At 37.5% G+C, this 18,207-nt stretch carries 22 protein-coding genes, 1 tRNA gene and 1 other annotated feature; of the genes, 22 read left to right on the top strand and 1 reads right to left on the bottom strand.

What is annotated here, in order from left to right:
- Positions 1-71: 71 nt before the first annotated feature.
- From AC6UDB_RS03400 to AC6UDB_RS03295, 22 genes are all read left to right on the top strand, one after another.
- Positions 72-145, top strand: a tRNA-Arg gene (locus AC6UDB_RS03400).
- A 100-nt stretch (positions 146-245) separates the two neighbouring features.
- Positions 246-318 (top strand) — a sequence feature (ribosomal protein L21 leader region).
- 16 nt (positions 319-334) lie between these two features.
- Positions 335-643: a 50S ribosomal protein L21 gene (gene rplU / locus AC6UDB_RS03395; RefSeq protein ID WP_500693691.1), complete on the top strand. Its 309-nt coding sequence runs from the start codon at positions 335-337 to the stop codon at positions 641-643.
- 5 nt (positions 644-648) lie between these two features.
- Positions 649-969 carry a ribosomal-processing cysteine protease Prp gene (locus tag AC6UDB_RS03390; RefSeq protein ID WP_500693692.1) on the top strand — a complete coding sequence of 107 codons (321 nt, stop codon included), beginning with the start codon at positions 649-651 and terminating at the stop codon, positions 967-969.
- A gap of 26 nt (positions 970-995) precedes the next feature.
- On the top strand, positions 996-1,292 hold the full coding sequence (rpmA, locus tag AC6UDB_RS03385; protein ID WP_010021538.1) for a 50S ribosomal protein L27: 297 nt from the start codon (positions 996-998) through the stop codon (positions 1,290-1,292).
- 114 nt (positions 1,293-1,406) lie between these two features.
- Positions 1,407-1,967, top strand: coding sequence for an elongation factor P (gene efp / locus AC6UDB_RS03380; protein ID WP_039143941.1), 561 nt, complete (start codon positions 1,407-1,409; stop codon positions 1,965-1,967).
- A gap of 43 nt (positions 1,968-2,010) precedes the next feature.
- Complete coding sequence (locus tag AC6UDB_RS03375) at positions 2,011-2,439, top strand: Asp23/Gls24 family envelope stress response protein (protein ID WP_500693693.1); 429 nt, start codon at positions 2,011-2,013, stop codon at positions 2,437-2,439.
- Positions 2,436-2,834, top strand: a complete 399-nt coding sequence (gene nusB, locus AC6UDB_RS03370; RefSeq protein WP_500709157.1) for a transcription antitermination factor NusB — start codon at positions 2,436-2,438, stop codon at positions 2,832-2,834. Before AC6UDB_RS03375 ends, nusB begins: the two co-directional genes overlap by 4 nt.
- Before the next feature lie 94 nt (positions 2,835-2,928).
- On the top strand, positions 2,929-3,792 hold the full coding sequence (locus AC6UDB_RS03365) for a bifunctional 5,10-methylenetetrahydrofolate dehydrogenase/5,10-methenyltetrahydrofolate cyclohydrolase (protein ID WP_500709156.1): 864 nt from the start codon (positions 2,929-2,931) through the stop codon (positions 3,790-3,792).
- Entirely contained in the window at positions 3,782-5,131 is a 1,350-nt protein-coding gene (xseA, locus tag AC6UDB_RS03360) for an exodeoxyribonuclease VII large subunit (protein WP_500706561.1), read from the top strand. The genes AC6UDB_RS03365 and xseA overlap by 11 nt, the downstream gene beginning before the upstream one ends.
- The gene (locus tag AC6UDB_RS03355; protein ID WP_500709155.1) at positions 5,131-5,382 is read left to right on the top strand and encodes an exodeoxyribonuclease VII small subunit; all 252 of its coding nucleotides are present in this window, start codon (positions 5,131-5,133) and stop codon (positions 5,380-5,382) included. The genes xseA and AC6UDB_RS03355 overlap by 1 nt, the downstream gene beginning before the upstream one ends.
- The gene (locus tag AC6UDB_RS03350) at positions 5,369-6,241 is read left to right on the top strand and encodes a polyprenyl synthetase family protein (RefSeq protein ID WP_500709154.1); all 873 of its coding nucleotides are present in this window, start codon (positions 5,369-5,371) and stop codon (positions 6,239-6,241) included. The genes AC6UDB_RS03355 and AC6UDB_RS03350 overlap by 14 nt, the downstream gene beginning before the upstream one ends.
- A gap of 7 nt (positions 6,242-6,248) precedes the next feature.
- Positions 6,249-7,067: a TlyA family RNA methyltransferase gene (locus tag AC6UDB_RS03345; RefSeq protein ID WP_500693699.1), complete on the top strand. Its 819-nt coding sequence runs from the start codon at positions 6,249-6,251 to the stop codon at positions 7,065-7,067.
- Between the two features lie 12 nt (positions 7,068-7,079).
- Positions 7,080-8,786, top strand: a complete 1,707-nt coding sequence (gene recN, locus AC6UDB_RS03340) for a DNA repair protein RecN (protein WP_500709153.1) — start codon at positions 7,080-7,082, stop codon at positions 8,784-8,786.
- A gap of 82 nt (positions 8,787-8,868) precedes the next feature.
- Positions 8,869-9,486 carry a guanylate kinase gene (gene gmk, locus AC6UDB_RS03335; protein WP_500693701.1) on the top strand — a complete coding sequence of 206 codons (618 nt, stop codon included), beginning with the start codon at positions 8,869-8,871 and terminating at the stop codon, positions 9,484-9,486.
- The gene (rpoZ, locus tag AC6UDB_RS03330) at positions 9,486-9,689 is read left to right on the top strand and encodes a DNA-directed RNA polymerase subunit omega (protein ID WP_500693702.1); all 204 of its coding nucleotides are present in this window, start codon (positions 9,486-9,488) and stop codon (positions 9,687-9,689) included. The genes gmk and rpoZ overlap by 1 nt, the downstream gene beginning before the upstream one ends.
- Before the next feature lie 104 nt (positions 9,690-9,793).
- The gene (coaBC, locus tag AC6UDB_RS03325; RefSeq protein ID WP_500709152.1) at positions 9,794-10,999 is read left to right on the top strand and encodes a bifunctional phosphopantothenoylcysteine decarboxylase/phosphopantothenate--cysteine ligase CoaBC; all 1,206 of its coding nucleotides are present in this window, start codon (positions 9,794-9,796) and stop codon (positions 10,997-10,999) included.
- Positions 11,000-11,019: 20 nt separating this feature from the next.
- Entirely contained in the window at positions 11,020-13,443 is a 2,424-nt protein-coding gene (gene priA, locus AC6UDB_RS03320; RefSeq protein WP_500709151.1) for a primosomal protein N', read from the top strand.
- A gap of 10 nt (positions 13,444-13,453) precedes the next feature.
- Positions 13,454-14,398 carry a methionyl-tRNA formyltransferase gene (gene fmt / locus AC6UDB_RS03315; RefSeq protein ID WP_500707123.1) on the top strand — a complete coding sequence of 315 codons (945 nt, stop codon included), beginning with the start codon at positions 13,454-13,456 and terminating at the stop codon, positions 14,396-14,398.
- On the top strand, positions 14,385-15,725 hold the full coding sequence (gene rsmB / locus AC6UDB_RS03310) for a 16S rRNA (cytosine(967)-C(5))-methyltransferase RsmB (protein ID WP_500709150.1): 1,341 nt from the start codon (positions 14,385-14,387) through the stop codon (positions 15,723-15,725). The genes fmt and rsmB overlap by 14 nt, the downstream gene beginning before the upstream one ends.
- A gap of 9 nt (positions 15,726-15,734) precedes the next feature.
- Positions 15,735-16,640 carry a ribosome small subunit-dependent GTPase A gene (gene rsgA / locus AC6UDB_RS03305; RefSeq protein WP_500709149.1) on the top strand — a complete coding sequence of 302 codons (906 nt, stop codon included), beginning with the start codon at positions 15,735-15,737 and terminating at the stop codon, positions 16,638-16,640.
- Positions 16,641-16,642: 2 nt separating this feature from the next.
- Positions 16,643-17,302, top strand: coding sequence for a ribulose-phosphate 3-epimerase (gene rpe / locus AC6UDB_RS03300; protein ID WP_500695683.1), 660 nt, complete (start codon positions 16,643-16,645; stop codon positions 17,300-17,302).
- Positions 17,303-17,304: 2 nt separating this feature from the next.
- Complete coding sequence (locus tag AC6UDB_RS03295) at positions 17,305-17,949, top strand: thiamine diphosphokinase (RefSeq protein WP_500693709.1); 645 nt, start codon at positions 17,305-17,307, stop codon at positions 17,947-17,949.
- Between the two features lie 58 nt (positions 17,950-18,007).
- On the opposite strand, the gene rpmB is transcribed toward AC6UDB_RS03295, so the two are convergent.
- Positions 18,008-18,193, bottom strand: coding sequence for a 50S ribosomal protein L28 (gene rpmB / locus AC6UDB_RS03290; protein WP_500693710.1), 186 nt, complete (start codon positions 18,191-18,193; stop codon positions 18,008-18,010).
- Between the last annotated feature and the right edge of the window lie 14 nt (positions 18,194-18,207).

The raw sequence follows: 18,207 nt of genomic DNA, 5'->3' as shown, positions 1-18,207 counted from the left end.
AAGCAATGTACTAAAAACCATTGACTTATAGTTCGATATTCAATATAATTATTCTTGTTGTTTGAGTTTATGTCGCAGTAGCTCAGCTGGATAGAGCAACGGTCTTCTAAACCGTAGGTCGAGCGTTCGAATCGCTCCTGCGACATCTCGAAAAAGGGGCACATGCTTGATATCTGGTGTGTCCCTTTTTCATTTGACTTATAACATTAATTTTTATATACTTATGATGTTGTAATTGTGGACTTCCACAGCTACAACCGCTCAGTTTGAGTTTTAAGGCCCATTGGGCACTTAATACTGGCGAGTCTAAGCAAATTATAAGGAGGTGCACTACATGTACGCAATTATTGAAACAGGTGGCAAGCAATACAAGGTTTCTGAAGGTGAAGCCATCTTTGTTGAAAAACTTGATGCTAACGAAGGTGACAAGGTTACTTTTGATGATGTTGTCTTTGTTAGTGGCAAGACTCCTAAGGTTGGTTCACCATTAGTTGATGGTGCTTCAGTCGAAGGAAAAGTTGATAAGCAAGGTAAGGGTAAGAAGATCCGTATCTTTAGATATAAACCTAAAAAGGGTGCTCAATCAAAGAAGGGTCATAGACAACCTTATACTAAGGTTACTATCAACAAGATTAACGCTTAAGCCATATGATTAAAGCTACATTTGATTTAAATCATAATTTAATAACTGGATTTAAAGTGACTGGCCACGCTGATTCTGGTGAGTATGGGCATGATATCGTCTGTGCAGCAGTATCAGCGTTAGCAATTTCTTCTGTGAACGGGTTAATTACCGTTTGTGACATTGATCCATATGTAGAACAGGATGAAAAAAATGGAGGATATCTCCAAGTTAAGATTCCGGTTGAACATTTGAATGATGTTAAGGTCCAAACGTTACTTAAAAGCTTTATGAATGGACTTATGGATATTTCAAAACAGTATTCGAATTACGTTGAAGTAAAATAACACTTTTAATTTGGAGGTGTAAACGCATGTTAAAAATGAATCTACAATTTTTCTCTCACCATAAAACCGGTGGTTCATCATCTAATGGTCGTGACTCAGCTGGACGTCGTTTAGGGACTAAAGCTGCTGATGGCTCATCAGTAACAACTGGTACAATCTTATACCGTCAACGTGGAACTCATATCTATCCAGGTAAGAACGTTAAACGTGGTGGAGATGACACATTATTTGCTTTAGTTGATGGGATTGTTCGTTTCGAACGTTTAGGTCGTGACAAACGTCAAGTTTCTGTTTACCCTGAAGCAGAAGTAGCAACTAAGTAAATCCAAAGAGGCCTAGCGTTAATGCAGGGGTCTCTTTTTTTATCAATATCGTAACTTGCTTTTACGTGATCGATATTGATATGATAGGAACATAAATATGTGGGAGGCATGAAAATGTCAATTTCAATTGTAAAAGTAAAAAATGGTATGACCATTCAAGCTGACAATAACATCTGGAAGATTGTTAGTTTTCAACACGTAAAGCCCGGTAAGGGTGGAGCATTTGTTCGTACTAAGTTAAAGAATTTAAGGACGGGAGCCGTTCAGGAAAAAACTTTCAGAGCTAGTGCTAAAGTTGAAAAAGCTAACATTGAAACCAAAAAGATGCAATACCTCTATGATGATGGTAGTGGACTTGTCTTCATGGACATGGATAATTATGAACAACTAACGATTCCAAGAGAGCAAGTTAAAGAAGAAATGAACTACTTACAAGAAAATATGGAAGTTCAAGTTATTCAGTACGGCGGTGAAACTTTGGGAGTTGAAGTGCCTAAGACGGTCACACTTGAAGTAGCGGATACTGAGCCTGGGATTAAAGGTGATACTGCTTCCGGTGGTTCTAAACCCGCTACTATGACCACTGGTTTAACGCTTCAAGTTCCATTCTTTGTAAATAAGGGTGATAAGTTAGTGATCAATACTGATGACGGTACTTACATTTCTCGGGCATAATGGTCAGAATGATCTGATTATTTAGCCAATTGGGGGTTATATTATGGCAGCAGACGAAAGTTTCATTACACTCGACAATAAGAAGTCAGACCTAGGGTCGATTAAAATTGCACCTCGTGTGATTGAGGTCATTGCTGGAATTGCGGCCGTGCAAGTTGAAGGAGTTAACCGGATGCGTGGTAGTTTTTCTTCCAGTGTTAACGAATTATTTGGAAGAAAAGAGCGCGGTAAGGGCATCAGATTAGCAATTGAGAATGGCAAATTGAATGTTGATATTTTTGTATACCTAAATTACGGGGTTTCGGTTCCTAAAGTTGCTTTAGAGATTCAAAATCAAGTAAAACAACAGTTGTTGTTTATGACTGACCTTCGTATCGGTTCCGTAAATGTTCACGTTGAAGGAATGATTCCTCCAAAGAGTACTGGTAAAGTTGATACTGATAAATTATTCGATAATGAGGATAAAAAGTGAAAATAAGTCGACATCAAATTAGAGAGTTAGCTTTTCAAACCCTATTTGCGATGGAAAGTAATGATGCTGTTGAACCAAGTGAATTTTTTGATTATCTTACAAATGAAGATGTAAAGGCACCAGAATATTACTTGGAAATTGTTAATGGGGTAAGAGAGCATAAAAGTGAACTTGATAAGATCATTACGGATCACTTAGCGAATAAATGGTCGATTGATCGAATTAGTAAAGCTGACCTGATTATCTTAAGAATTGCGCTGTATGAAATTAAGTATGAAGAAGCAACGCCAAATAAGGTTGCCATTAATGAAGCTTTAGAATTAGCTAAAAAGTTTTGTGATGATAAGTCACGAAACTTTATTAATGGCGTTTTAGATAGTGTGATTGAAAAATAGGAACCCGTTATGGGTTCTTATTTTTTTACATTTAGCTAGAACAAAAATAATATGCTAGAATTGTACTAATAATAATGTATCGGGAGATGTTTTCGTGGTTAGCATAATTGATGGCAGAAAGGTTGCAAAAGACCTGAACTTAAAAACAAAAAAGCGAGTTTTTAAACTAAAACAAGCTGGAATTACTCCAGGATTAGCGGTAGTAATCGTTGGAAATGACCAGGCAAGTCAAAGATATGTTCGAAGCAAAGAAAAAAAGGCAACAGAGTTAGGCATCTATTCCGTTAAGAAAGCTTTACCTGAATCAACCACGCAAGATGAATTGATCCAAATTGTGAGAAGTTTGAATGAGAACCCTGAAATCAATGGAATCTTAGTTCAATCGCCACTTCCTGATCATATTAACGAAGACAAAGTGATTGAGGCAATTGATCCTACAAAAGATGTGGATGGTTTTCATCCCGTTAATGTCGGAAAGTTATTTCTTAATCTTAAGGAGAATTACCCGGTTGCATGTACTCCGAAGGGCATTATGACTTTACTATCGGAGTACCATATTGACTTAGATGGTAAAAACGTTGTGATTGTTGGCCGTAGTTCAATTGTTGGAAAGCCAATGTTAGCTTTGATGCTTAACGCCGATGCAACTGTGATTGACGTTCATAGTCACACTGATGATGTTTCAAAGTACACGAAGCAAGCTGATGTAGTTATTTCAGCGGTCGGCAAGTATGCCATATTAAATGATGATGATTTTAAACCAGGTGCCGTTGTTATTGATGTTGGTCAAAATATGGATGAGAATGGTAAATTGGCTGGCGACGTCGAATACAAATCAAAAAGTGACAATATCGAATATATCACTCCGGTGCCGGGTGGCGTGGGACCAATGACAATCGCAACCTTGATGCAACAAACGGTTGATATGTGTGAATGGAGCAAAAAGAGTGGCAAGTAAATATTTAACTGTATCAGCTTTGACGCAGTATATCAAAAAGAAATTTGACGTTGACCCATACCTAGGACGAGTTTACCTTACCGGTGAAATCTCCAACTTTCGCTTGCGACCAACTCATCAATATTTTAGTTTAAAGGATGACAACTCAAAAATTAACGTTACCATGTTTAAATCGGCCTTCTCTAAGGTTAAATTCATGCCAGAGGAGGGAATGAAAGTCCTTGTTACTGGACATGTTTCCGTGTATGAAAAAACCGGAATGTATCAGTTTTATATTGATCACATGGAACCGGATGGAGTAGGTCAACTTTATGAAGCCTACGAACAGTTAAAAAATAAACTTGCCAAAGAGGGCTTGTTTGAGGAAATTCATAAAAAACCTCTTCCAATGTATCCTAAGAGAATTGCTGTAGTCACGTCTCAAAGTGGTGCAGTTATTAAGGACATCATCACTACCGTTAGACGGAGATTTCCGATTGCTCAAATTGTCCTGTTTCCAGCAGCTGTTCAGGGTGAGAATGCAGCGAGTGAGATCGCTCATCAAATTAACCGAGTCAACGAAATTGGCGGCTTCGATACTCTTATTATTGGTCGTGGTGGTGGTTCTATTGAAGATTTATGGCCATTTAATGAAGAAATTGTAGCAAGAGCTATTTATAATAGTAAAATTCCAGTGATTTCATCAGTTGGACATGAAACTGATACAACGATTGCTGATTTAGTTTCTGACAAACGGGCAGCAACCCCGACCGCAGCTGCTGAGTTGGCAGTTCCTGTGCTTAGTGATGTAATTCTTGATTTAAAGACTAAACAGACTAGGATTTATAACGCCATGGATAACATTTTGGCCCGTTCGAGGTCACAATACGATAAAGTAATGAATTCTTACGTTTTTAACCAGCCCGAACGTCTTTATGAATCCTATGTCCAGCAATTAGATACTTTAAATACTAAACTGGGTACTAACATGAAAGATTTACTAAATCATTACCATAATCAACTTCAAGCTTATTTAGAACAACTAAAATTAAACTCACCGGTTCATAGCATCAATGCAAACCAAAAACAGGTTAATTATTATCTTGAATCGATGAAAAAGTCCGTTCAAGTGATTTTGAAAACAAAACGGAATCAGTTAAATTCAAACGTCAGTGCACTCGACCATCTAAGTCCACTACGTTTAATGAGTTCTGGATATGGGATGGTTACAAACGATCATGAGAAATTAGTTAAGTCGGCTAAGGATTTAAAAAAGGATGAACACATTCGTATTCAGTTCAGTGATGGAAGTGCTAGTGCAACCGTTGATCATGTTGGACTTAAAGGAGACAGTAAATAATGGCAGATAAAAAACCAACTTTTGAAGAAAATATGGATAAATTAGAAGAAATTGTTAATCAACTTGAACAAGGAGACGTACCTTTAGAAAAAGCCCTTTCAGAATTTAAAGAGGGAGTTGAGTTAAGTAACGAAATGCAAAAGACACTTTCAAATGCACAAAAAACGCTTACTAAAATGATGGATGACAGTGATAATGAAATCTCATTTGATCGTGATCAACAAGGTGGAGACAGTGATGACACCCAATAAACAAACTCTTTCAGAATTTAAAGCTGAATATATTCCGAAAATCGATCAAACTTTAGAAACAAACATTGATAAGTCGAGCTCGATAAAATTAATTGTAGATGCCATGAAATATTCTTTGATGGCTGGTGGAAAACGGTTACGACCATTATTGACGTTGGCCACCCTAAAAACTTTGAATTACGAAGTTGACGAGTCCACCATTAAAACCAGTTCTGCGGTTGAGTTAGTTCATACCTATTCTTTAATTCATGATGATCTACCAGCCATGGACAATGATGATTATCGTCGTGGTCAACTTTCCAATCACAAAAAATTTGGCGCTGATATTGCAACTTTAGCTGGAGATGGATTGCTGACGTTAGCGTTTAACTGGCTTTCAAGAGCTGATTTGTCAGATGTAAAAAGAGTTCAATTGATTCAGTTATTGTCCCATGCTGCTGGTCCAGACGGAATGGTAGCTGGTCAAACTGTAGATGTTAGTTCAGATAACCAACATTTGAATCTGGATGAATTAATGCATTTACATAGAAACAAAACCGGTGAGCTGTTTCATTATTGTGTTATAGCAGGGGCGATCATTGCTGATGCTGATAAAGCAAGTCGGAAATGTTTATCTGCGTTTGCTTGGAATTTTGGGCTAGCATTTCAAATATTTGATGATATTAAAGATGCTCCTAACCTTGAAAATCAGGATGATGTTGATAAAAATACGTATGTAAATTTGTTGGGAATTAATGGAGCAATTCAAAAATTAGATGAGACTGTTAGTAAAAGTCAAGAGGCATTAAGTAAGTTGCCGGATGAATTTTCACCCGATTTGTTAGATTCATTTTTATCTTATTTTGTGGTGAAAAAGTGAGGTTATAATGGCAAAGGATAAAGAGCGGGTTGATGTCTTACTTGTCAAGCAAGGATTGTTTGACACACGCGAAAGGGCAAAAAGAGCCGTCATGGCTGGTGAAGTACTTGGAAAAAATGAACAACGCATGGATAAGCCTGGGGTGAAGATTCCAGTTGAAACCAAGCTGCATTTAAAGGGCAATGCACTTCCCTTTGTCAGTCGGGGTGGATTAAAATTAGCAAAAGCACTCAAAAGTTTTAATATTAGTGTTCGTGATAGAATCGTTTTGGACATCGGATCCTCCACCGGGGGGTTTACGGATGTAATGTTACAAAATGGAGCTAAATTGAGTTACGCCTTAGATGTTGGGACAAACCAATTAGTTTGGAAGCTTAGAAACGACCCTCGTGTTGTTGTAATGGAGAATACTAATTTTCGGTACAGTAAACCAGAAGATTTTACTTGTGGAGAACCTAGTTTCGCCTCAATTGACGTTTCTTTTATTTCTCTTAAATTAATTTTAAAGCCCTTAAAATCAATTTTAGCTAAAAATGGGGAAGTAGTGGCATTAATAAAACCCCAGTTTGAGGCTGGTCGTGGAAACGTTGGTAAGCATGGCATTGTAAGGGACAAAAACGTGCATAAACAGGTGATTAATAACGTCATTCAGTTTGCGACTGAGGCTGGTTTTTCTGTTTTAGGACTTGATTTTTCTCCTATCAAGGGTGGTGAAGGGAATATCGAATTCTTGATTTATCTAAAGTCATCTGATGACCCTGAAGTAGGAAACGATGTTGCAGTTGATGGTGTCATGGATCGGGCTTATAAAAGTTTAAATAATTAAGAAGGTGAGAAGTTGTTACAGGAAATTTCAATCAAAGACTTTGCGATTATTGATCAATTGGAAGTTAATTTTTACTCAGGGATGACAGTTCTGTCAGGAGAAACTGGTGCAGGAAAGTCGATTATTATTGATGCCGTTGGTCTACTTGCTGGTGGTAGGGGATCGTCTCACTTTATTAGAAAGGGTGCGAACAAATCAATTTTACAGGGAATGTTTGCTATTCCTAAAGATGGTCTTACTGCTCATGTGTTGGATAAATTTGGGATCGAACATGATGATGATACGGTAATTTTACAGCGTGAATTATATCGTAATGGCCGCAACGTATGTCGCATCAATGGTATATTGGTGAATACAAATACGCTAAAAAAAGTTGGCGAAACTTTGGTTGATATTTATGGACAAAATGAACATCAAGCGCTGATGCAACCTGATAAGCACATTGGGTTACTTGATGAATTTGCTGGCGACAGCCTCAAACCTACGCTTAAGCTTTATCAGGAACAATATGAAAAATACCTTAAATTAAAGAAAGAATTAAATAATAAAAATAAAAATGAAAAAGAATGGGCTCAACGCATTGATATGCTTAAGTACCAGGTAAATGAAATTGAAACGGCTGATTTAACGGATGGCGAAGAAGAAGATCTGATAGCCGAAAGGGATCGTTTAAATAATTTTCAAGCCATTAGCGATAGTCTAGGAAGAAGTTTTAATGATATTAATGGTGATGAAAGTATTAGTCCGATTGATATGATCGGGGATGCCATGAATGCTCTTGAAGATTTAGAACGGTTAGATGATGAGTTTAAGTCGATTTCTGAGAATGTTAAAAATGCTTATTATACGCTGCAAGATGCTTCTGGAGAGATTAATAATCAGATGGATAATTTGGAGTTTGACCCTGACAGATTGAACGAAGTTGAGCAACGCTTAAATACTATTTTTGAGTTAAAACGAAAATACGGTGATTCGATTAAACAGATTTTAAAGTATTACGATAAAATCTCTGGTGAATTAACTGATATGGAGACGGATGAAAAGAGTGGCAATAATTTAGAAGAACGCTTCAATGCTTCCGTCAAAGAATTAAATAAACTTGGGAAAAAGTTAAGTGATATTAGACATCAGCAAGCCGAAAAGTTAACGGATGAAATTCATCAACAATTAGCTGATTTGTACATGGATAAAACGCAGTTCGAAGTTCGTTTTTCCAATTTACCTAAAGATACTTTTAATCGAAATGGAATTGAAGAAGCTGAGTTTTACATCCGAACGAATCCGGGTGAGGACATGGCACCGTTATCCAAAATTGCCTCAGGTGGTGAACTTTCTCGAATTATGTTAGCTCTTAAAACGATTTTTTCCCGCGTCCAAGGAGTAACTTCAATCGTGTTTGACGAGGTAGATACGGGGGTTTCGGGAAGAGTGGCTCAAGCAATTGCTGATAAAATTAGTGCAATTGGTAAGAAATCCCAGGTTTTGTGTATCACCCATCTGCCACAGGTTGCCGCCATGGCTGATAATCATGATTTCATCTCGAAGCATGTTGATTCTAATAATCGAACGGAAACTTCGGTTCAACCCTTATCAGGTGAGCAACGAGTTAAGGAACTTGCTAGAATGTTAGCAGGAACCACAGTTACTAAGTTAACCATGGAACACGCTTCTGAACTTTTAAACTTGGCCAATCAACAAAAAAGACAAAAAATTAAATAGCATTCATTTTATCTCTTATTGATTAATTGATTTATAAATTGCATAATATATATAAAGAAGTTACGAAAAAGGAGCGGTTTAAGTGAGTGAAAGAGGAATGTTAATTGTTCTTTCTGGTCCAAGTGGAGTGGGGAAGGGAACGGTTAGAAAAGCCCTTTTTAATGAGCCTGATGTCGATTTCAAGTATTCAATCTCGATGACTACCAGAAAACCCCGTGAGGGAGAAGTTAACGGGGTTGATTATTACTTTGTTTCAAAGGATCAATTTGAACAGAATATTAAAAATGGTAAGATGCTGGAGTATGCTAAGTATGTTGACAATTATTATGGCACCCCGTTACAATACGTAAACGAGACATTAGATTCAGGAAGAGATGTTTTTCTGGAAATTGAAGTTAATGGTGCCATGCAGGTGCGTGCCAACTGCCCCGATGGAGTTTTTATTTTCCTAACTCCACCTGACATTGATTCACTTAGGGATCGTTTGGTTGGCCGTGGGACTGATGATATTGAAGTTATCAACAAACGAATTGAAAAAGCTTCTAAGGAAATCCGAATGATGCAAAACTATGATTATGCAGTTGTGAATGATAAGGTTTCAAATGCGGTAGACCGGATTAAAACAATTGTTAAAAGTGAACGTTTAAAGGTAAACCGTGTTATGCCAAATTATCTTAATAAATTAGGAGATGAAGTTTAATGTTTATTTATCCACCACTTGAAGATTTATTGCAACACGTTGATTCAAGATATTCGCTCGTTATGTTAGCCAGCAAAAGAGCTGAAGAACTTGATCAGGGTGCGAAACCATTGCTTTCCCATTATAAGTCAGTAAAATCAGTTGGAATGGCGTTGGAAGAAATTGCTGCCGGCGTGTTAACCATCGCTCCAAAAAGTAAGTAAGAAAGGACTTTTGTGATGAATCTCATCACAGGGTCTTTTTTTATTAAATGAATAATAAGGGATGTGTAGTATAATTAATAAGAAATACTTTGGAGGGTATAATTTTGTTAAACGGGAAGCAAATTGTCTTATTTGTATCTGGTAGCGTTGCTGCTTATAAGGCAGTTTATTTATTGAGACTTTTAAAAAAGAATGGTGCTAGTGTCAAAGTTGTAATGACACCGTTTGCCAAACGATTTGTCTCGAAATTAACTTTTCAAGTTTTATCGAAGAATGATGTCTATGATGATCAAAGTTATTTTGATGACTCAACAACGATTAATCATATTGGGCTAGCTAAATGGGCCGATTTGGCAATTGTTGCCCCAGCTACCGCTGATTTTATTTCTAAAACAGCAAATGGGATTGCGGATGATTTTGCAAGTACGACTATGTTAGCCATGGAGTGCCCCAAGTATTTTGCGCCAGCAATGAATGATGTCATGCTAAAAAATCCAGCTACCCAAAGAAATCTTCAAAGATTAAAAGATGATGGTATCGAATTTATTGAGCCACAAGTTGGTCCACTAGCCGAGGGATATTCAGCTCTAGGTCGACTTGCTGAACCAGAAGAAATTTATCAGTTTGTGGTTAGTCAATTAAGTGATCATGATGATCAACCTCTTTCTGGGGTTAATATACTAGTAACTGCTGGTGGTACTAGAGAACCAATTGATCCGGTTAGGTACTTATCAAATAATTCATCAGGAAAGATGGGATATGCAATTGCTGAGGTTGCTAAAGAAATGGGGGCTAAAGTGACACTTGTAAGTGCCAACAGTCAGTGCCAGATTCCAGATGGTGTGAAAGTTATCAAAGTTAGTTCTGCTGATCAACTGGAGCACCAGGTACAACGCTTATTTTCAGATAATCAGGTTTTGATTATGGCTGCTGCAGTTAGTGATTTTAAACCTGCTCATGCGGAAAAACAAAAAATCAAGAAGGATCAAGACCATGATTCTTTAGATCTCCATCTAATTAAGAACGATGATATTGTTGCAAAAGTGGCACAACAGAAGAACCCTAAACAGGTGGTGGTCGGTTTTGCAGCCGAGACCAATGATCCTCTTAAAAATGCTAAGCAAAAGTTGATGAAAAAGAAATTAGATCTAGTGGTATTAAATGATGTTTCCAATTCATTAATTGGTTTTAATAGTGATGATAATCAGGTTTCAATCATCTCAAAGGATGGTTTGGTCAAAAAGACAGAAGTTGAGTCTAAATTAAAAGTTGCTAGTGAAGTGTTAAATGTCGTTGTTGACCTTTTATAGCTAATCTGTAATATGCAAGAATGGAAAGAAGGGGTAATTTGAAAATTGCAAAAGTGATTGTTGATGTTCCGACCATGCAAACAAATGTACCCTATTCATACTTAATTCCTACTGGATTAGAAGATCAACTGAAACGAGGCATGAGGGTCATTGTTCCATTTGGGAATGGAAACAGAAAAGTTGAAGGTTTTGTCGTTGATATTACAGATGAGAAACCGGACCAGCTTAATCAACTCAAAAAGATTGATAGTACCATGGATTTGAGCCCAGTGTTGAACGACGAAATGATTGAACTTTCTAAGTGGTTGGCTGATACAACTTATTCTTTTCGAATTAGTTGTCTTTTGACCATGCTTCCTAATGCGATGAAGGCAAGATATACAACCTATGTAAAAGCAACTGGAAATCTTGCCGATCAAGAGCTTAATGATAAGTTTAAAGACCAGAGTATGGTTCCGTTTGACACGGAGCATTTTAATAGTACTGAGATGGGAAAACTTGCTAAGTTGCGTAAGAACAATAAAATCCAAGTGATTTACAAAGTTCAAAATGAAGCCAAAAAGAAAACGGAAACGGCCATTTTAAATCAATTAAGTGATTTTGGTCAGGCAAAAAAACAGCTTCGTAAGAATGCCACTTCTCAATTAAACTTACTTTCTGTTTTAGAGCACCATACTGATCAACCAATTATTCAGACCCACCTCGTTAATGATCTTAAAATATCCAATTCAGCGATTAGCAGTTTTGAAAAGAAGAATTGGATAAAAAAAGTTCAGGTTGAGAAGTATCGTGATCCGTACAAACATGATATTACAATTGATCAACCAAAAAAGTTAACCGTTGATCAAGCACATGCCGTTCGTGAAATTGATCGTTCCATTGAAGCCCATCGAAATGAAACCTATCTACTTGAAGGAGTAACTGGATCAGGTAAGACTGAGGTTTATCTTCAATCCATCCAAAAGGCTCTGGATTTAGGTGAGACGGCGTTGATGTTAGTTCCAGAGATTTCTTTAACCCCCCAGATGGTTAATCGAGTTAAAAATCGGTTTGGTAATCAAGTTGCTGTAATTCATAGTGGTTTGTCAACTGGGGAAAAGTATGATGAGTGGCGTAGAATTAATAATGGAAAGGCAAAGGTAGTAGTAGGGGCAAGATCAGCAGTTTTTGCTCCTCTTTCTGATATTGGGATTATTATTCTTGATGAGGAACACGATACAAGTTACAAGCAGGATGATAATCCGCGTTATCACACGCGGGATGTTGCCATTTGGCGTGGCAATTATCATCATTGCCCAGTCGTACTTGGGAGTGCAACACCTTCGCTTGAGTCAAGGGCTCGTGCGGGAAAGGGAGTTTATAAATTTTTACGCCTTCCCGATCGTATTAATCAAAGGCGTTTACCAGAAGTTTCAGTTGTTGACATGACCAGAGAGGAAGAGACTCATGATGGAATCTTTTCGCACCAATTACTTAGTGCGATTAAGCAAAGAATTGAAAAGCACGAACAAGTAGTGTTAATGCTTAATCGTCGGGGATTCTCGTCTTTTCTGATGTGTCGAGATTGTGGCTATGTTTTAAAGTGTCCCAACTGTGATATTTCTTTGACGCTTCACATGGATTCTCATACGATGAAGTGTCACTACTGCGGATTTGAGGAACCAATTCCTAAGTATTGTCCCAATTGTCACAGTAAAAATATTCGTTACTTTGGTACTGGAACTGAAAAGGTAGAGCGACAATTACATGAACTCGTTTCAAAAGCGCGAGTAATCAGAATGGATGTCGATACAACCCGGAAAAAGGGTTCTCATGAGAAGTTACTTCGTGAATTTGGTGAACATCATGCTGATGTTTTACTAGGAACGCAGATGATTGCTAAGGGACTGGATTTTCCGAATGTAACTTTGGTGGGGGTATTAAATGCTGATACCGGATTGGATTTACCTGATTTTCGTTCTAGTGAACGAACGTTTGATTTATTAACTCAAGTTTCCGGACGAGCTGGACGAGCTGATAAGGATGGAGAAGTCATTATTCAGACCTATAATCCAGATAATTATGTGATTCAATTGGCTAAAGACCAGGATTATGAAGCATTTTATCAAAAAGAAATGCAATTAAGACATTTAGCTGATTATTCTCCATACTTCTTTACCATTAAAGTTTCAATTAGTTCACTAAATGAGAGGCAGGCGGCTAATGAATCTTATGAGGTTGCTAATTATCTTAAAAAGTCGCTTGATCAAACTACCATTATTTTGGGGCCAACCCCTAGGCCGATTGCTCGAATGAAAAAACGTTATTATTTCCAAATCATTATTAAGTACAAACGTGACTTAAAACTCAATGAAAGCTTAAAGCATATTTTACAAATATCACAAAAAGAAGTTAGAAAGGGTTTACGGATCGGGATTGATCCAGAACCAGTCAGTTTTATGTAGGTGAATTATTATGAAATCAATTGTATTTATGGGAACGCCTGAATTTAGTGTTCCAATCCTAAAAGCTTTAGATCAGAACTACAAAGTGTTGGCAGTGGTAACCCAGCCAGATCGACCGGTGGGGCGAAAACATCAAATTGAAGAATCACCGGTTAAGAAAGCTAGTCAAGATTTGGGGTTACCGGTACTACAACCGCAAAAATTAGGTGGAAGTCCCGAAATGGAAGAAATCATTCAAATGAAGCCAGATTTTATTATTACTGCTGCATTTGGCCAATTTTTGCCGACTAAATTGCTTGAAGCAGCGCAAATTGCGGATATCAATGTTCATGGATCTTTACTGCCGAAATATCGTGGTGGGGCTCCGGTTCAATATGCCATTATGAACGGAGATAAAGAAACCGGAATTTCGATTATGTACATGGTCAAAAAGATGGATGCTGGTGACGTTTTAGCTCAACAACCTGTTAAGATTGAAAACATCGACGATACTGATAGTATGTTTAAAAAGTTGAGTTTAGTGGGACGTGACCTTCTCTTAAAGACTTTAAAAGAAGTTATTAATGGAACTGCACATCCCCAAAAACAGGATGAAGAACAAGTTGTGTTTTCGCCAAACATTAAGCGAGAACAAGAAGAGCTAGATTTTTCTCAACCTGCTAGTTTGGTTGATGCAAAAGTCAGAGCGTTAAGACCCGATCCGACCGCATTTGCAATGGTGAATGGGAAACCAAATAAGATTTGGGAAACAACGGTTATTGATGAGCAGACTGATTTAGATCCTGGTAAGGTGGTTAGTAAAGATAAACACCATTTAAAAATTGCTGCTGGGAACGGAACGGTTTTGGGAATTGAAGAAATTCAACCGTCTGGGAAGCCAAAAAAATCAATTACCGAATATTTGAACGGCAACCAGAAATTAGAAATTGGAGATCAATTTATTGACAGAAAATAACTCAAGTAATCCACGATACTTAGCCGTAAGAACACTAGAGCGTGTTCATGGCGGTGCATATTCTAATCTTCAAATCAACAATGTGATCGATTCTAGCACGATGAGTCCCAAAGATATTTCCCTGTATACTAATATCGTTTATGGTGTGATTCAGCACCTGTTAACGTTAGCTTATTATGTTGACCATTTAGTAAAAAGATCTGACAAACTTGATGGTTGGGTCAAAGAATTACTGTATACGGCAATTTATCAAATGCAGTATTTAGACAAAATACCAGATCGTGCGATTTTTGATGAATCAATTAAGATTGCCAAAAAGCGTGGGCATGATGGTATTAGACGACTTGTTACCGGAGTCCTTCACTACATCCAACGAAATGGATTGCCTCCAATTGATAAAATTAAAGACACTGCCACTTACGACTCAATCTTTTATAGTGTTCCGCTGTGGATTGTAAAGCAACTTAATGAGCAACTTGGTATGGATAAGACGGTTGATATACTTAAAAGTATTAATCAGCCAGCTAAGCAATCAGTCCGGGTGAACCATCGTAAGATTTCTGATGATGATTTAAAGAAGAAATTTTTCCAAGAGGGATATGAGGTTAAGAGTAGTGAAGTAGCTGATCATGCGCTTATCTTATCTGGTAAAAGTGCTAGTGGTAGTCCTCTGTTTAAAGAGGGTTTGTTTACGATTCAGGACGAAAGTGCCATGTTGCCAGTTCAATCCATGGACATTAGAAATGATGACTATGTACTAGATGCTTGTGCGGCTCCTGGTGGTAAAACCACGCAAATTGCTGAATATTTGACTACTGGTAAGGTTGAAGCTTTAGATCTGCACCTCAAAAAATTAACCAAAATTGAGCAAAATGCAGCCCGAATGGGTGTGAAAGATAATATTGAAGTTCATGCCATTGACGCTCTTAATGTTTCTGAATTATTTGGTGAAAGTACTTTTGATAAAATCCTGGTTGATGCTCCCTGTTCGGGACTTGGATTGATGAGGCGTAAACCAGAGATTAGATACGATAAGACACTTGATGACGTTTTACATCTTGTAAAGATTCAAACTGAAATTTTGAATGCTGTGGCACCAACACTCAAAGTGGGCGGACAGTTGGTATTTAGTACATGTACCATCATGAATCAAGAAAATAGTGAGAATGTCAGCAGGTTTTTAGATCAGCACCAAAACTTTAAACCGGTTTGGGTCAAGACAAGAAAAGACCTAAAGCCAAATCGTGATACAGATGCTTTAAAAATTTATCCAGACGACTATGATTCTGATGGCTTCTTTATCGCGGGCTTTCAGAGGATTCAATAGGAGATTAATGTGAGAAAAGGCAAGATTTATCAATCTTTGAGTGGGTTCTATGACGTTGAGTCCGATGAAAAAATGTACCGGACGAGGGCACGAGGGAACTTTAGAAAAAGAAATATTAAACCCATCGTTGGCGACCTGGTTGAGTTTGATGAAACTAATGTGAACGAGGGATACATTTTAAGGGTTTTACCACGGTTTAATCAATTAGTTAGACCACCAGTTGCTAATACTGATCAAGCAATTGTAGTTAATTCAGCCATTGAACCTGCCTTTTCTTTCTCACTATTAGATAAGCAACTTGTGGCCCTCGAAAAGCAGAAGATTATCCCAATTATTTATCTTAGTAAGACTGACTTGTTAACGTCAAAAGCGCAGGTTGATTTTTTTAAAACGGTTGCGGCTGATTATAGGAAAATTGGTTATGAAGTTGTGTTGCCTGATAAAAAAGATGATGTAAATGCAGTGAGCGATGTTTCGAAGTTACTTCCTCACAAACAATCAATCGTAATGGGTCAGACTGGGTCAGGAAAATCAACGCTGCTTAACGAAATTGACCCTAAGTTAAAGCTTAAAACTGGAGTCGTATCTAAGTCTTTAAGTCGAGGGAAGCATACCACTAGGAAGGTGTCTTTACTAACGGTAAATGGCGGCTTGATTGCTGACACACCAGGCTTCTCTTCTTTTGATACTTTGGAAATTAAGTCAAATGAATTAAAAAATTATTTTCCGGAATTTGTACGTGCTTCACTCAACTGTAAGTTTCGTGAATGTCTGCATGTTAATGAACCTGATTGTGCCGTGAAAGCTGGGGTTGAAAGTGGTACAATTCTATCGAGCAGGTATGATGATTATCTGCAAGAATATCATTTATTAAAAGCACAAAAGCCAATTTATAATAAGAAAAGAGGAAATTAAACATGATTAAAGTTGCTCCTTCAATTTTAAGTGCGGATTACGTAAACCTACAAAAAGACATTGAAAAGGTCGATAAGGGTGGTGCGGAATTACTACATATCGATGTTATGGATGGGATGTTTGTTCCAGCGATTGCCTATGGTCCAGGCTGGGTCAAAGAGATTCGCCCCATTACTGGATTAACACTTGACTGTCATTTAATGATTGAGAATCCTGAAAGATATATTGATACTTTTGCTGATGCTAACGCAGATATTATTGGGGTTCATGTTGAATCAACTCCCCATATTCATCGTGCTCTTCAAATGATTAAAGATAAAAACGTTAAAGCTGAAGTGGTAATTAATCCGGGAACCCCAGTGGAGATGATTAAGCCAGTCTTGTACATGGTTGATCAAGTTCTTGTGATGACTGTTAATCCCGGATTTGGTGGTCAAAAGTTTATTCCTGAAACGATTAGTAAGGTTAGAGAATTAAATAAATTACGTGAAGAAAATGATTCATATTCCTATGACATTGAAATTGATGGTGGTGTTAACAATAAGACGGTGGTTGACGCCTATAAAGCTGGCGCAAACGTCGCTGTAGCTGGTTCATATGTTTTTGATGCAAAAGATCCTGCTGCTCGTATTCAGGCTCTTAAGAACGCTACTAATTTTTAGTTATGAATAAGGTAAATGTCGTTGTTGGGGGACCAATTGAGTTATGGCCATCTAACTTAAAGACTAAAAAAATAAAGGGTCCCTTCATTGGGGTTGATCGAGGAAGTTTACGACTAATCAAATTGGGCATTATTCCTGAATACGCTGTTGGTGACTTCGATTCGGTTTCAGATTCGGAATTTAAAATAATATTACAAAAAGCCAAGCACGTTATTCGGGTTGATCCGGTAAAGGATGAGACTGATACTGAATTGGGTATCAGGACCGCTGGCAAGTATTTTCCTAAGAATGAGATCGATATTTATGGCTTTTCAGGCGGGCGTCTTGATCACTTGCTGACCAATTTTTTGATGGTCTTAAAGCCAAATATTAAACCCTATCTTTCAAGGCTGAGACTCATTGATAGTCAAAATGTAATCCGATACTTTCTAAGTGGGTCGTATCATATTAAGAAAATCACTGGAATGAAATATTTAGACTTTTGTCCGCTGTTACCAATGCATTTAACGCTCAATGATGAAAGATATCAATTAAATCATCATTGGGTGGGGTATCCAACTTCTTATTCAAGTAATGAATTTATTGGAGATAGTGCTTCGTTTGTTTTTGATGAAGGAGTATTGATGGTGATTCAAAGCCGAGACTAAAAAACAGTACAACCATTGAATGGTTGTACTGCTTTTTAATTAATTAAAATAATAATGATTATACTCTGGTAATCTTACCAGATTTTAAAGTTCTGGCACTAACCCAAACACGTTTGGGCTTACCATCAACTAAGATGCGTACCTTTTGTAGGTTTGGCTTCCAACTTCTTCTTGATGAGTTTAAAGCGTGAGAACGACGATTGCCGAAATGAGTTCTCTTACCATTAATTTGATCCTTAGCCATAATATCCCTCCTTA

It is taken from the genome of Fructilactobacillus sp. X3R2C1 (assembly GCF_059901235.1).
This window is presented reverse-complemented; position numbering and strand designations above follow the sequence as displayed.

Coding starts and splice junctions, on each gene's coding strand:
- rplU (WP_500693691.1), top strand. CDS start 335: ATGTACGCAATTATTGAAACAGGTGGCAAGCAATACAAGGTTTCTGAA.
- AC6UDB_RS03390 (WP_500693692.1), top strand. CDS start 649: ATGATTAAAGCTACATTTGATTTAAATCATAATTTAATAACTGGATTT.
- rpmA (WP_010021538.1), top strand. CDS start 996: ATGTTAAAAATGAATCTACAATTTTTCTCTCACCATAAAACCGGTGGT.
- efp (WP_039143941.1), top strand. CDS start 1,407: ATGTCAATTTCAATTGTAAAAGTAAAAAATGGTATGACCATTCAAGCT.
- AC6UDB_RS03375 (WP_500693693.1), top strand. CDS start 2,011: ATGGCAGCAGACGAAAGTTTCATTACACTCGACAATAAGAAGTCAGAC.
- AC6UDB_RS03355 (WP_500709155.1), top strand. CDS start 5,131: ATGGCAGATAAAAAACCAACTTTTGAAGAAAATATGGATAAATTAGAA.
- AC6UDB_RS03350 (WP_500709154.1), top strand. CDS start 5,369: ATGACACCCAATAAACAAACTCTTTCAGAATTTAAAGCTGAATATATT.
- AC6UDB_RS03345 (WP_500693699.1), top strand. CDS start 6,249: ATGGCAAAGGATAAAGAGCGGGTTGATGTCTTACTTGTCAAGCAAGGA.
- rpoZ (WP_500693702.1), top strand. CDS start 9,486: ATGTTTATTTATCCACCACTTGAAGATTTATTGCAACACGTTGATTCA.
- priA (WP_500709151.1), top strand. CDS start 11,020: ATGGAAAGAAGGGGTAATTTGAAAATTGCAAAAGTGATTGTTGATGTT.
- fmt (WP_500707123.1), top strand. CDS start 13,454: ATGAAATCAATTGTATTTATGGGAACGCCTGAATTTAGTGTTCCAATC.
- rpe (WP_500695683.1), top strand. CDS start 16,643: ATGATTAAAGTTGCTCCTTCAATTTTAAGTGCGGATTACGTAAACCTA.
- AC6UDB_RS03295 (WP_500693709.1), top strand. CDS start 17,305: ATGAATAAGGTAAATGTCGTTGTTGGGGGACCAATTGAGTTATGGCCA.
- rpmB (WP_500693710.1), bottom strand. CDS start 18,193: ATGGCTAAGGATCAAATTAATGGTAAGAGAACTCATTTCGGCAATCGT.